This is a genomic window from Streptomyces violaceoruber, assembly GCF_033406955.1.
Classification (GTDB): domain Bacteria; phylum Actinomycetota; class Actinomycetes; order Streptomycetales; family Streptomycetaceae; genus Streptomyces; species Streptomyces violaceoruber.
In genome coordinates this window covers 6368747-6381009 of sequence record NZ_CP137734.1, presented here as the reverse complement: position 1 = coordinate 6381009, position 12263 = coordinate 6368747, and the positions used below count along the sequence as shown (strand labels likewise).

Sequence of the window (12263 nt, the reverse complement as noted above, 5' to 3'; positions counted from 1 at the left end):
AGGGGACCCACGCGGGGAGATTCGGATGACCATGGCGGGCAGTCTGCGGAAGGTCACGGGGCTGGGCAGGGCCGGCGGCCTGCGGAAGGTGGCACGGCTGGCCCGCCGGCGGCCGCGGGTGGATCTGAGCCACCCCGCCCGTTCCCCGCTGGGCTCCTCGGTGGTGAACTGCGTGACCTACCGGGACGGTGTCCGCATGCCCGAGGCCGGAGATCCGGTCGACGTCGTGACCCGGATGCGCAGGCGCGGGACGGGCTTCGTCTGGCTCGGTCTGCACGAGCCGACGGACCAGGAGTTCGCGGGCGTCGCGGAGCTCTTCGAGCTGCATCCGCTGGCGGTCGAGGGCGCGATCGAGGCGCACCAGCGGCCCAAGGTGGAGCGGTACGGGGAGACGCTCTTCGCCGTGTTCAAGACGGTCTGCTACGTGGAGCACGAGGAGCTGACGGCCACGAGCGAGGTGGTGAGCACCGGCGAGATCATGGTGTTCGCCGGGCCGGACTTCGTGGTCACCGTGCGGCACGGGAGGCACGGCTCACTGGGACCGCTGCGGGAAGGACTGGAGTCCGATCCGGCCCAGCTCGCGAAGGGCCCCTCGGCGGTGCTGCACGCGATCGCGGACCATGTGGTGGACGATTTCCTGAGCGTCATCGAGTCGGTCCAGGAGGACATCGACCATGTCGAGACGGAGGTGTTCGCGGAGAACGGCGCGCGGGTCGACCCGGGACGCATCTACCAGCTCAAGCGTGAACTCCTGGAGCTCCGGCGGGCCGTGGTGCCGCTCGGCCGGCCGCTGGAGGAGCTGGCCACCCGGCCGTTCCGGGTGGTCGAGCCGGAGATACGGGCCTACTTCCGCGACGTCGCCGATCATCTGCTGCGGGCCACCGAGCAGATCGCGGCGTTCGACGAACTCCTCAACTCCATCCTCCAGGCACACCTGGCCCGCGTGACGGTCGCGCAGAACGAGGACATGCGGAAGATCACGGCCTGGGCCGCCATCGTCGCGGTGCCCACGATGGTCTGCGGCGTGTACGGCATGAACTTCGACCACATGCCGGAGCTGGGCTGGCGGTACGGCTACGGCCTGGTCATCGGCGTGATAGCCGTCGGCTGCCTGGCGCTGCACCGGGGTTTCCGGCGCAACGGCTGGCTCTGAGGTGCCGGCCGCACCGGGTCAGCCGCTCCAGGCGGGATGCCGTGGATCGTCGGCGCGCACCAGGACGTCGGCGGTGCCCGCCGGGTCGGTCTCCTGGTCGTAGCGCTCGAAGGCGGGCAGGGTCCACTGCTCGGTCCCGGGGGTGCGGCGACGCAGGGCGCCCGGGGTGAGGACGAGATGGACGCTCAGATCGAGGGGGAACCAGTGACGGAGCAGAAAGGGACCGTGCAGCAGCAGCGCGCCGCCGGAAGGGAGTTGCGCGTAGGGGCTGCGGGTGGCCCGGTCGGTGACCGGATCCCACAGGTCGGGCAGGACCCGCCCGTTGCCGCCGGGACCGAGGGGATCGAAGACCTCGCGCCACAGGGCAGCGGTGTCGTACCAGCCGTTGTAGTAGGACTCGGCGTCGTGGTGCCCGTACTCCAGCCGGAGCGAGGCGGGTCGCAGGAAGCCCTCCGTTCCGACGACGAGGGAGGGGCGTCCGCGCACGCGCAACGCCTCGCCGACCCGTTCGGCGAGGTCGCCGGGACGGGCTGCGGGGGCGCCGTCCAGGGCGACGCGCGTCCAGGCGCTGCCGTCGGTGGGCTCCAGGTCGAGCAGTCGCTCGGCGAGCCGGTCGCCGAGCCGGTCCCAGGTGATCGCTTCCAGTCGCACCCGCCCATGATGCGTCAGTTCCGCTACCGGTCGGCACGAGGGTCGCCGCGCCGGGCAGCGCTCCGCCCTCCTGGACGCTCGCGCATGGGTTCGCGGCGCTCGGCCATGGTCACCGTGCCGGTGCGGGGGTTGACTTGGGGTGATCGACGGGCGGTGGCGCCGCAGGGGCGGGCACCGGGCCGACAGTTACTCGACGGGTGGGAGTTGACTCGACATGGGCGAGGGACCGTACTTCGTACTGACGGTGCTGGGCGTGCTCGGGACCGGTGTGACCGCTGGTGTCTTCTGTGCCTTCTCCACCTTCGTCATGCGGGGGCTCGCCGCGCTGCCGCCCGCCCAGGGGGTCGCCGCGATGAACGCGATCAACACGGCCGCGGTGCGGCCGGCCTTCATGTCCGTGTTCCTCGGGACGGCGGTGCTGGCCGCGGTGACCGCCGTGGTCACGCTGGTGCTGTGGCCGGAGGACGCGGCGGTGGAGCTGCTGCTGGGCAGCGGGCTGTTCCTGGCCGGGTCCTTCGGGGTGACCGCGGCGGCCAACGTGCCGCGCAACGCCGCGCTGCTCCGGCTGGAGCCGGGCGCCGCGGAGGCGGCCGAGCGCTGGCCGGCCTACGTGCGCGAGTGGACGGCCTGGAACCACGTGCGTGCGGTTGCCTCGGCCGCCGCGGCGGTGGCGTACGTGCTGGCCCTCGCCTGAGCCGGCCGCGGCACGGGCTCGGGCGCACCGCCCCGGCGCGGTCCGGTCCGGGCGAGGAGCCGTCCGGCGCTCTGCGGGCGGAGCGGACCGGTCGTATCGTGGAGCGCGTGAGCGCCGCCCCCCGGCGCACGGCCGGCCGCCGCGCACGCAAGGAAGACGGTCATGGCCGATCCCAAGGGTTTTCTGACGACGCCCCGCGAGGAGTGGCCCCGCAGACCGGCCGGCGAGCGGGTCCGGGACTGGGACGAGGTGTACGTCCCGGGAGCGCTGCTGCCGATCGTCGGCCGGCAGGCCGACCGGTGCATGGACTGCGGCGTCCCCTTCTGCCACGAGGCCTGTCCGCTGGGCAACCTGATCCCGGAGTGGAACGACCTGGTCTCCCGGTCGGACTGGCGGGCGGCGAGCGAGCGGCTGCACGCCACGAACAACTTCCCGGAGTTCACCGGCCGGTTGTGTCCGGCGCCGTGCGAGGCGGGTTGTGTGCTCGCCATCAACCAGCCCGCGGTCACCATCAAGAACGTCGAGTGCGCGATCGCGGACACGGCCTGGGAGGAGGGCTTCGTCCCGCCCCTGCCGCCGGAGCGGCTGTCCGGGAGGACGGTGGCGGTGATCGGCTCGGGACCGGCGGGGCTCGCGGCGGCGCAGCAGTTGACCCGGGCCGGGCACACGGTCGCGGTGTACGAGCGCGACGACCGGATCGGTGGGCTGCTGCGGTACGGGATCCCCGCGTTCAAGATGGAGAAGCGGCACCTGGAGCGGCGTGTCGGCCAGATGCGGGCGGAGGGGACGAGGTTCCGTACGTCGGCGGCGGTCGGACGGGACGTGGACGCCGCGGCGCTGCGGACCCGCTACGACGCGGTGGTGATCGCCACCGGGGCGACGGCGTGGCGGGAGCTGACCGTGCCCGGCCGGGAGCTGGCGGGGGTGCATCAGGCGATGGAGTACCTGCCGCTGGCCAACCGGGTGTGCGAGGGCGACCTCGAGCGCTCCCCGCTGTCCGCCGCCGGGCGGCACGTGGTCGTCGTCGGTGGTGGCGACACGGGCGCGGACTGTCTCGGCACGGCGGTGCGGGAGGGGGCCGCCTCCGTGACGCAGCTGGACATCTACGCGCGGCCGGGTGCGGAGCGCGACGAGCGGGCCGAGCCCTGGCCGACCTATCCGCGCCTGTACCGGCTGTCGGCGGCGCACGAGGAGGCACGCGACCTGCGGTCCGCGCCGGCGGCGGACGCGGACGCGCGGCTGTTCGCGGCGTCCACGCTCCGCTTCACCGGCGACGAGCGGGGGCATGTACGTGCGCTGCACCTGGTCGGGGTGGACGCGGGACGCCGTCCGCTGCCCGGCAGCGAGCGGTCGCTCCCGGCGGACCTGGTCCTTCTCGCCCTCGGCTTCTCGGGGCCCGACCGGCACGACGGGCTCGTCGACGGGCTGGGACTGGACATGGAGCCCCGTGGCACGATCGCCCGGGACCGGGGCTTCGCGACCAACGTCCCGGGGGTGTTCGCCGCCGGGGACGCGGCGCGTGGGCAGTCACTCGTCGTCTGGGCGATCGCGGAGGGGCGGGCGGTGGCGGCGGCCGTGGACCGCCACCTGTCCGGCGGCAGCACCCGGCTGCCGGCCCCGGTCGGCCCGTACGACCGGCCGATGACGGCCTGACCCGACCGGGGTGCGGCCGGACGTCGGCCTAAAAGTACTCGGTCCTCTCGGTCCTTTCCGCCGGGAAACCGGTCGTACGTCCGCGCGGGGCGATGGGTGATCAATTCAGTGCCAACAGCTTAAAAACAACAATCAAACGGGGTGCACGTTTCAGGACAGAAGGAAGTCCGCCTCTCCCGCCTTCGCTCCCTCGATGAAGGCCGTCATCTCGGCGGAGGTGTAGATCAGCGCCGGCCCGTCCGGGTCGGTGGACTGCCGTACCGCGATCCGGCCGTCGGCGAGCTTCATGGCCTCCAGGCAGTTGCCTCCGTTGCCTCCGCTCCACGGCTTGTGCCAGCCCTCGCTGCCCAGGTCACGGGCGGGCATGCCGTTGTAGATCCGCTCGGCGCGGTTGAGTGGCGAGCGCTGGGGCTTGATGCGGTTCATTCACAGCTCCTTGCGGAGATCCCGGAGGATCTCCTTCGTGCGATGTGCCGTGGCGGCCTGCGCCGCCATGCGGTCCATGACCTCGAGGTGGGTCGCCACCTCGGCGCGCGCGTCGAGATAGACGGCGCCGGTCAGGTACTCGCTGTAGACCATGTCCGGCAGTTCCGGCATGGCGAATCGGAACAGCACGAAGGGCCCGTACGTGCCGGGGTGCGGCCCGCTCGAGAACGGGGCGATCTGCAGCGTCACGTTGGGCAGCTTCGTGGCCTCGAGCAGCCGGTCGATCTGGGCACGCATCACCTCCGGCCCCCCGACGGGGCGGCGCAGCGCGGTTTCGTCCATCACGACCCACAGCCGGGGCGCGTCCTTACGGGTGAGCAGTTCCTGGCGTTGCATGCGCAGGTCGACGTGGCGCTCGATGTCGTCGGGCCGGGTCTGCCCGATGGCTCCCGAGCGCAGCACGCCGCGTGCGTAGTCCTCGGTCTGCAGCACCCCGGGGACGAAGTGGGGCTCGTAGGCACGGATCAGCGAGGCCGCGCCCTCCAGGCTGACGTACAGCGAGAACCAGCCGGGGAGGATGTCGTGGAAGCGCTGCCACCACCCCGGTTTGTTGGCGTCCTCGGCCAGCTGGACGAAAGCGTCGGCCTCCTCGTCGCCGACGCCGTAGGCCTTCAGCAGGAGCTGGAGGTACGGGATCTTGAGGGCGACCTCGGCCATCTCCATGCGGCGGACCGTGGCGGGGGCGACGCGCAGGATGCGGGCGGCTTCCTCACGCTTGAGACCGGCACGTTCCCGCAGGTCCAGCAGGCGCCGGCCGAGTACGACCTGGCCGACCGTCGGCGCGGACCGCGGCTCGCTCACCGCCCACCTCCTGAAGAGTCCCGAAAGGTTCCTTGCGTCCCAGAGTCCTTGCGTCCCTGTTCTTCTGTACCGACAGCCTCGGCGAGACCCGGCGTGCCCTGGTGCGGACAGCCCGGCGGCGCCATTCGAAAGTCCGTTCGAAAACCTGGCGAGGCCTTCGACGACCTGAAGTGGCGCCGCTCGACGTGCTGTTGCGAGCAGTGTGCCACGGCCGTCCAGAACGTCACACAGCACTCTGCATTTTTCAGAGTGACACTTGCCAAGTGTTCACGGCGGGGCGATAGTGGCAAGCGTGATTCCGTCCGCGCCCTTAGGAACAGACGCCGCCGCGGGCTCCCTGGGCCTCGGTGCCGCCATGGGAGCCGGCGCTTCGGGAGCCGCCGCCGCCGAGCGCCGGTTCCGTTTCGAGCTGGCCGCTCATCCGGGTTCTCCCTCACAGGCCAGACGCCTGACACGGGCCCGGCTGAGCGGCTGGGCAGTGTGCGAGGACACCTGTGACACCGCGGCCCTGGTCGTCTCCGAGCTGGTGACCAACGCGATCGTGCACACGGCGAGCAGACACATAGTGTGCGAGCTGCACGACGCCGACGACCTGGTCCGCATAGCCGTGCGCGACGAGGGCTGCGCCCCGGGCCAGCCCCACCCCTCGGCCGATCAGCAGCCCGAGGACGAGCACGGCAGGGGCCTGATCCTCGTCGACGCCCTGTGCGAGGCCTGGGGCGCCCACGAGCACGGTCCCGGACTGCTGGTCTGGGCGGAGCTGCCGCGCAAGGCCGACGAACCGCGCGACCCGGCGGAGCCCCACAACGACCTGGGCTGGGGCGCCCGGCCGAAGCCCGCCCCGACGGATGACACGGGGGACGAGGGCGAGGCCGAGTCCCGCCGTCGGGAAGACCACCGACCGCGCGAGGCCCGGGGGATCACAGAGCCCCGGGGGACCACAGAGAGCCGCAAGGACCGGGAAACACTCCGTGGAACGGGGACCGAATGGCTATGAGGGCCGCGTCCGGCGTCCGACCGCTGGGTCTGGACACGATGGTCCGCCTCCAGCGCGGACGGCACACCGCCGGAACACCTCGGAGACTGCCCGTGCCGGACGGTATGACGGCACCGCTGGGCTGCGACGCGGTGGCCGTTCCCGCCCTCCTCGGCCAGCAGGTGCTGCCCCGGCTGCCGCGCGTGGGGTGCGTCTACGCCGATGAGACGCACTGGTGGTGGATCGTTCCGTCCGACTCCGACTACGCGCTGGAGTGGCCCGTCCCCGCGCGTTACGCGACCGGTGCGATCGTGCCCGGCTCCACGAGCCTGCCCGCTCTCCTCCACCGCTCGGACGGCACGGTCCCCTACACGCCGCCGATCCCGCTGTACCTGGCCCTGTGCCGGCTGACGAACACGACGCCCACCTGGTCGCGGACGGTGAGCGCGTAGGAGCCGGGCGGCGGCGTGTCAGGCCGCCGCGTCACCCGCGGTGTCGCGGCGCACGACGACCAGGAACATGTCCGTCGCGAGGTCCATCACGACCTCGGCGGGCATACCTTCCAGACGCCGCGCCTGTGCGAACTCCTCCGCCGGCCAGGATCCCCGCGGTCCGCCGGCGGGAAAGCGTTCGAGCACCGTTCGCCCGTTCACTCCGCACCTCCATGTAGCGCTGTACTCGTAGAGTTAAACGCCAACCATGGAGTGAACGCCTCGCGTGGTGATGGTACTGAGACATAGTTGACACCTGTTCACCGCAAAGTGTGAACGGCGCCTCAGCCGTCCAGCCGTTTTCGCCACCCAGCGTCTCAGTCCTCGTACTCGTCGTGATAGCGCACTCCCCGGCTGCCCGCGGGCGCACCGAGAGCCGACGCGCGCCCCTCCGGTTTCTCCCACGGCTCCCGCCGGCCGAGCGCGGTCAGGTCGAGCAGGCTGGTGGTGGATCCGAGCCCGTCGAGGCCGCGCTCGTACGTCGAGTAGGTGTGGAAGACCCGTTCGCGGTCCCGCAGGAAGCAGCTGAGCCCCGGCCGCTCGACCAGCTCGCCCTCGTGCTCCAGGGTCGCCTCGAAGTCGGTGTTGAAGTCGCTGACGTACGACGAGTACCAGGGCAGTGTCCAGCCCATCCGCGCCTTGAACGGCAGGATCCTCGGGTACGGCGCCCGGGAGACGGCCGCGAAGGACGTACCGCGGGCCCTGAGGTGCGCGAGATGGGCGATCTGGTCCAGGAACGCCGAGCAGCTGCGGCAGCCGGCGTCCCACTCGGGCGCGAACATGAAGTGGTAGACGACGAGCTGCTCCCGGCCCTCGAAGAGGTCGAGCAGGGTGGCCTTGCCGTCGCCGCCCTCGAACACGTACTCCTTGTCGACCTCCACCATGGGCAGCCCGCGCCGCTCGGCGTTGAGGGCGTCACGCGCGCGGGTGGCCGCCTTCTCCTTGGCCAGTAAGGCCTCGCGCGCCGCGCGCCAGTCCGCGCGGGTGACGATCTCGGGCAGCGACATACTCCAGCCTCCTGTACGACGACGCGGTCGGGCCGTCCGGGTGGTGACCGAAGGGCGGAGCGGAACTCATCGCTGCCCGGCAAGATTCTTTTCAGCGGGCCGCCGAACAGGCTCTGAACAAGCTCTGAACAGGCCTTTCAGGTGTCGTACTGCTGGATGCGCCGGCCGTGGCCGCGGTCGGTCAGGGCGGGCAGCCGCTCCCCCAGTTCCCGGACCACCTCGGGCACGTCCACGGTGAGCAGCTCGCGGTCCCGCATGAGGACGCGTCCGTCGACGATCGTCGTGCGCACGTCGGCGGAGCGCGCGCTGTGCACCAGGGTGGCGGCGAGGTCGTGCACCGGCTGGGTGTGCGGTCCGGTGAGGTCGACCAGGATCAGGTCCGCCCGCCACCCGGGTGCGATGCGCCCCACGGAGTCCCCGAGCCCGACGGCCCGGGCGCTCTGCACGGTGGCGTGGTGGAGGGCCTGGCGGGAGGTCAGCCAGCGCGGATCGCCCTCGGTGGACTTCTGGATCAGGGACGTGAGCGCCATCGACTCCCACACGTCGAGGGAGTTGTTGGACGCGGCACCGTCCGTGGCCAGCCCCACGGGGACACCGATGTCGCGCAGCGCGCGCACCGGTGTGGTGCCGGGCCAGCCGAACTTGAGGTAGCCGCGGGGCGCGGTCGCCACCGCCGTACGGCCGCCCGCGCGCGCGAGGAGCGGCAGGTCGTCCTCGGTGATGCCGGTGCCGTGGGCGATGAGCACGTCGGTGTCGAGGACTCCGGTGCGTTCCAGGACCCCGATGGGGGTGACCCCGTGCCGGGCGAGGCTCGTGTCGGTCTGGTCGCGGTTCTCGGCGGCGTGCAGGTGCACGGGCAGTCCGTGGTCGCGGGCGAGTTCCGCGGTCGCGGCGAGGTCGGCGTCGACCACCGTGTAGGGGGCGTGCGGAGCGAGGGCGGTGGTGATCCGGCCGCCGGCAAAGCCGCGGCGGCGCAGCGCGAAGTCCAGCGACGCCGCCGGCCCCTCGGGCCCCTGCGAGGAGAAGTACGCCTGCCCGAGCTGGGCCCGCATCCCGCACCGGTCGACGACCTCGGCCACGGCGTCCATGTGGAAGTAGCTGTCCGCGAAGGTCGTGACGCCCGCGCGGATCATCTCGGCGCAGGCCAGCCGGGCGCCCAGCATCACGTCCCGCCCGGTGAGGTTGGACTCGACGGGCCAGACGACGTCGTTGAACCACTCCTCGGTGGGCAGGTCCTCGGCGAGTCCGCGCAGCGCGACCATGGGCGAGTGCGTGTGGCAGTTGATCAGCCCGGGGAGGGCGACCTGGCCGCGTGCGTCGATGCGGTCGGCGGCGGGCACCGAGGCCCCTGCCGCGGCGGTGGTCACGGAGTCGACGACTCCGCCGCGTACGACGACGGCCGCGTCCTGCTCGAAGCCGATCCGCCCACGGTCGTCGTGCACGAGGACGGTGCAGCCGCTGATGACGAGATCGGCGGGCCCGGCGTGCCCGGCGTGTCCGGCGGCCCCGGTGGGCTCGGGTGAGGAAGGCGTCATCAGGCCAACGTACGGTGCCCTCCCACGCGCCCGCGCCGCTCGGCGAGTTCGTCCCGCAGCGCGGCGAGCCGTTCGGTGTGGCGGGGTGTGAGCCGCCCGGAGTCGTCGAGGTGCACGGCGCACGCGGTGATGGTGTCGACGAGCCGTTCGAGGACCGCCGCGACCTCGTCGGTGCCCTCGGAGTGCCGGGCGAGGGCGGGCAGTTCGGCGGCGGCACGGGCGATGGCGGCGCGGGCCTCGGCGAGCGTGCGGTAGGCCTCCCGGCGCAGCGTCCACCGGGCGGCGCGGTCGTCGGACTCGCTCAGTACGTGCGTGAGGTAGGCGTGCGCGGCCGCGTCGGCGGCGTCGACGCCCGCCCGGATGCCGGCGCCCCGCTGCCCCGGCATCGGCAGGTGCCCGGCCACCAGCACGATCGCGCAGGCCAGCAGCGTCTCCCCGATGCGGCCGGCGGAGGCCTGCGGTTCGCCGCCGACCATGACCAGGGCGAGGACGAGAACGGTGACGACGGTGGTCTGGGCGGCGAAGTGCCGCGCGGCGACCGGCACCAGGGCGCCGCAGACCGCGACGAGGACGACCAGCCCCTCGGGCTGGGGCAGCACGGCCGCGAACACGGCGAAGAGCAGCGCCCCGAGCACCGTCCCGGCGGCCCGGCACAGCACCCGGGACACGAGCGGGCCGAGGTCGGGCTTGACGAGGAAGACGGCGGTGGCGGGCAGCCAGTACCAGTGCTGGTGGGAGCCGTACCAGTGACCGTGGTGCAGCGCCTGCGCGACGGCGGCGCCGGCGCCGAAGCACAGCCCGGCCCGCAGCCCGTACTCCCGCCCGCCCGGGCCGAGCACCGCCTGCGCCACCGAGCGGGGCGATCGCCTCCGGACGTGCAGGTCGGGGCCCCTGCCCCGGTCGAAGGCCTGCGCCGCGTGCAGCAGGGCGTCGTCCAGGGCGCGCAGAGCGGGCTCGGTCCGGCTCGGGGCGGGCAGCGGCCCGGCGTGGGTGTTGCCGCGGACGGCCGCCGCGAGCCGCCGGGGGCCTTCGCCGGCCCGCGGCGGCACCGCCCGCTCCGCCCACGCGAGCGCGGTCGCGGCCTCGCCGAGGGGCAGGGCGGCGGTGTACTGGGCGTGCAGCCGGCGTTCGGCGGCGGTGGCGGCGCGGCGCCGCAGCCGGGGTCCGGCGAGCGCGTCCTGCGCGTGGTCGAGTGCGGCGGTGAGCGCGGCCCGGCGGGCCACGGCGTGTTCCGTGCCGACCGCGTCGAGGAGCGCGGCGACGGCCTCGTAGACGTCGGCGACGGCCGCCCGTTCCCCGTCGAAGCGGAAGTCGAGACGGAGGTCGCCGGTGACGGAGGTGGGCGTGGGCAGGACCAGCCGCAGCAGGAGCAGCCATCCGGCACCGGCGAGGAAGGCGAGGACGCTCCGCCACCCGGGGTCGGGCAGCGGCATCCCTGCACCCACGGCCGCTGTGACCAGCAGCTGGGTCCCCGCCCCGGACGCCACGGGCCCGACGGCGCTGACACACCCGGCGACCAGTCCGAGCCCGGTCAGCACCAGGGTCAGCGCCACCGCCCCGAGGTGCCGGCCGGCGTACGTCCCGACGAGCAGCCCGAGCGCCCCCGCGAGCGCGGGTACGCCGATCCGCCGCACGGAGGTACGGCGGCTGCCCGGCCGGTCGTTGATGCCGGCCAGCATGGCGGCGATCGCGGCGACGACCCCGAGGGAGGCCCGCCCGGCGACCAGGGCGGCGCTCAGCAGCGGCCCGCCGGCCAGCGCGCCCCGGACCACCGCGTTCCAGGGCACCGGGCCGCGCTGGGCGTTCAGGGCGTGGCCGAGCCAGGGCGGGAGTGCGTGGGCGGCGGTGCGGAACACGGGGTGCGGGGCTCCTGTCGTCCGGGCGAGGCGGTGGTGAGCCTCCGGGCGACGGTGGCCGGGCTGGGCTGGGCGGTGCGCTGTCAAGCGTACGACGGGTTTTCGAAGGCGCGGAAACGGGCTTGTTTCGTGGGGATGACGGCCGTTGAGCGCCACGGAGCCTGCGGGGCCCTCAGGAGCGGGCGGCCTCCAGAGCGTCCCGCAGCAGGGTTCCGGCCCGTGTCACCGCGTCGTCCAGAGCTCGCGGCTCCGGCGTCAGACCGGCGAGCAGCACGTCCGTCCCGTCCAGCCCGGCCCGCTCGACCAGCCCCTTCTCGTTCGTCACCCACTCCCCCCGCGCCGCCAGCACCGCGTGGGCCGTCTGGGTGGTGGCGAGGGCGAGCGCGCCGGCGACCTGGGTGAGGGCTCCCCTGGGGGCGTGGCCGGCCCGGTCGTAGGCGAGGGTGGCGGTGGCCGTGCCGTACCAGTGGTCGGGCGCGGTGCTGCGCAGGGCCTCCGGGTAGGCGGCGGGGCGGGGCAGGTCTCCGCGGAGCACCTTGTTGATCGCCAGCTCGGCGACCACGAGGTAGGTCGGGATACCCGCCAGGTGGAACATCAGCGGCTCGACGCCGAAGCGGCCCGCCTCCGCCTCCGCCGTCTCGTGCTCCACCACGTCGAGGTCGCGGTAGTGCACGTCGACCCGGCGCTCGTCGATCGTCAGCCAGGCGCCCCCGTTGAAGACGCCGCCGCCCCAGGCGCCGAGCTCCGAGACCTCTCCCGGCCAGCCGACGGCGCGCAGGTCCTCGGGGTCGAAGGCGCCCCGGTAGTAGACCGCCAGGTCCCAGTCGCTGTCCGGCCCGTGCGCGCCCTGTGCCCGGGAGCCGCCGAGGGTGACCGCGCGGACCGCGGGCAGGGCGGCGAGCCGGTCGGCCGTGGTGTCGAGGAAGGCCTGGTCCGGGAGGGTGGGCGTGGGCACTGGTG

The 12263-nt window shown here is 73.4% G+C and carries 13 protein-coding genes; 5 read left to right on the top strand and 8 right to left on the bottom strand.

All coding sequences use genetic code 11. The features are described from left to right. Positions 1–25: 25 nt before the first annotated feature. Positions 26–1153 carry a magnesium and cobalt transport protein CorA gene (locus R2E43_RS28500; protein WP_332056693.1) on the top strand — a complete coding sequence of 376 codons (1128 nt, stop codon included), beginning with the start codon at positions 26–28 and terminating at the stop codon, positions 1151–1153. An 18-nt stretch (positions 1154–1171) separates the two neighbouring features. Here R2E43_RS28500 and R2E43_RS28495 read toward each other — a convergent pair whose 3' ends face one another. Beyond that, positions 1172–1804, bottom strand: coding sequence for a nucleoside/nucleotide kinase family protein (locus R2E43_RS28495; protein ID WP_003976844.1), 633 nt, complete (start codon positions 1802–1804; stop codon positions 1172–1174). Positions 1805–2018: 214 nt separating this feature from the next. Between R2E43_RS28495 and R2E43_RS28490 the strand changes: the two genes are divergently transcribed. Both R2E43_RS28490 and R2E43_RS28485 read left to right on the top strand, forming a co-directional pair. Further along, positions 2019–2498: an anthrone oxygenase family protein gene (locus R2E43_RS28490; protein ID WP_003976843.1), complete on the top strand. Its 480-nt coding sequence runs from the start codon at positions 2019–2021 to the stop codon at positions 2496–2498. 162 nt (positions 2499–2660) lie between these two features. Beyond that, entirely contained in the window at positions 2661–4151 is a 1491-nt protein-coding gene (locus R2E43_RS28485) for a glutamate synthase subunit beta (RefSeq protein WP_003976842.1), read from the top strand. Positions 4152–4301: 150 nt separating this feature from the next. Here R2E43_RS28485 and R2E43_RS28480 read toward each other — a convergent pair whose 3' ends face one another. Beyond that, on the bottom strand, positions 4302–4577 hold the full coding sequence (locus R2E43_RS28480; RefSeq protein WP_003976841.1) for a DUF397 domain-containing protein: 276 nt from the start codon (positions 4575–4577) through the stop codon (positions 4302–4304). Continuing rightward, entirely contained in the window at positions 4578–5438 is an 861-nt protein-coding gene (locus R2E43_RS28475) for a helix-turn-helix domain-containing protein (RefSeq protein WP_003976840.1), read from the bottom strand. Positions 5439–5721: 283 nt separating this feature from the next. Here R2E43_RS28475 and R2E43_RS28470 point away from each other — a divergent pair, with 283 nt between their 5' ends. Further along, positions 5722–6435 carry an ATP-binding protein gene (locus R2E43_RS28470; protein ID WP_011028075.1) on the top strand — a complete coding sequence of 238 codons (714 nt, stop codon included), beginning with the start codon at positions 5722–5724 and terminating at the stop codon, positions 6433–6435. Beyond that, positions 6426–6866: a hypothetical protein gene (locus R2E43_RS28465; protein WP_168715452.1), complete on the top strand. Its 441-nt coding sequence runs from the start codon at positions 6426–6428 to the stop codon at positions 6864–6866. Before R2E43_RS28470 ends, R2E43_RS28465 begins: the two co-directional genes overlap by 10 nt. A gap of 18 nt (positions 6867–6884) precedes the next feature. Here the strand turns inward: R2E43_RS28465 and R2E43_RS28460 are convergent, their stop codons facing one another. The 5 genes from R2E43_RS28460 to R2E43_RS28440 form a co-directional block, all read right to left on the bottom strand. Beyond that, positions 6885–7067, bottom strand: a complete 183-nt coding sequence (locus R2E43_RS28460) for a hypothetical protein (RefSeq protein WP_003976837.1) — start codon at positions 7065–7067, stop codon at positions 6885–6887. A 155-nt stretch (positions 7068–7222) separates the two neighbouring features. After that, positions 7223–7912, bottom strand: coding sequence for a DUF899 domain-containing protein (locus R2E43_RS28455; RefSeq protein WP_003976836.1), 690 nt, complete (start codon positions 7910–7912; stop codon positions 7223–7225). 137 nt (positions 7913–8049) lie between these two features. Next, a complete protein-coding gene (locus R2E43_RS28450) occupies positions 8050–9447 on the bottom strand; it encodes an amidohydrolase (protein ID WP_193486142.1) in 1398 nt (465 codons plus the stop codon). After that, complete coding sequence (locus R2E43_RS28445) at positions 9447–11303, bottom strand: FUSC family protein (RefSeq protein WP_319120417.1); 1857 nt, start codon at positions 11301–11303, stop codon at positions 9447–9449. The genes R2E43_RS28450 and R2E43_RS28445 overlap by 1 nt, the downstream gene beginning before the upstream one ends. A gap of 172 nt (positions 11304–11475) precedes the next feature. Beyond that, a complete protein-coding gene (locus R2E43_RS28440) occupies positions 11476–12258 on the bottom strand; it encodes a nucleotidyltransferase domain-containing protein (protein ID WP_319120419.1) in 783 nt (260 codons plus the stop codon). Between the last annotated feature and the right edge of the window lie 5 nt (positions 12259–12263).

Bases quoted from the DNA above. Each gene is read 5' to 3' on its own strand.
- R2E43_RS28500 (WP_332056693.1), top strand. From the start codon at position 26: ATGACCATGGCGGGCAGTCTGCGGAAGGTCACGGGGCTGGGCAGGGCC.
- R2E43_RS28455 (WP_003976836.1), bottom strand. From the start codon at position 7,912: ATGTCGCTGCCCGAGATCGTCACCCGCGCGGACTGGCGCGCGGCGCGC.
- R2E43_RS28490 (WP_003976843.1), top strand. From the start codon at position 2,019: ATGGGCGAGGGACCGTACTTCGTACTGACGGTGCTGGGCGTGCTCGGG.
- R2E43_RS28450 (WP_193486142.1), bottom strand. From the start codon at position 9,447: ATGACGCCTTCCTCACCCGAGCCCACCGGGGCCGCCGGACACGCCGGG.
- R2E43_RS28465 (WP_168715452.1), top strand. From the start codon at position 6,426: ATGGCTATGAGGGCCGCGTCCGGCGTCCGACCGCTGGGTCTGGACACG.
- R2E43_RS28485 (WP_003976842.1), top strand. From the start codon at position 2,661: ATGGCCGATCCCAAGGGTTTTCTGACGACGCCCCGCGAGGAGTGGCCC.
- R2E43_RS28480 (WP_003976841.1), bottom strand. From the start codon at position 4,577: ATGAACCGCATCAAGCCCCAGCGCTCGCCACTCAACCGCGCCGAGCGG.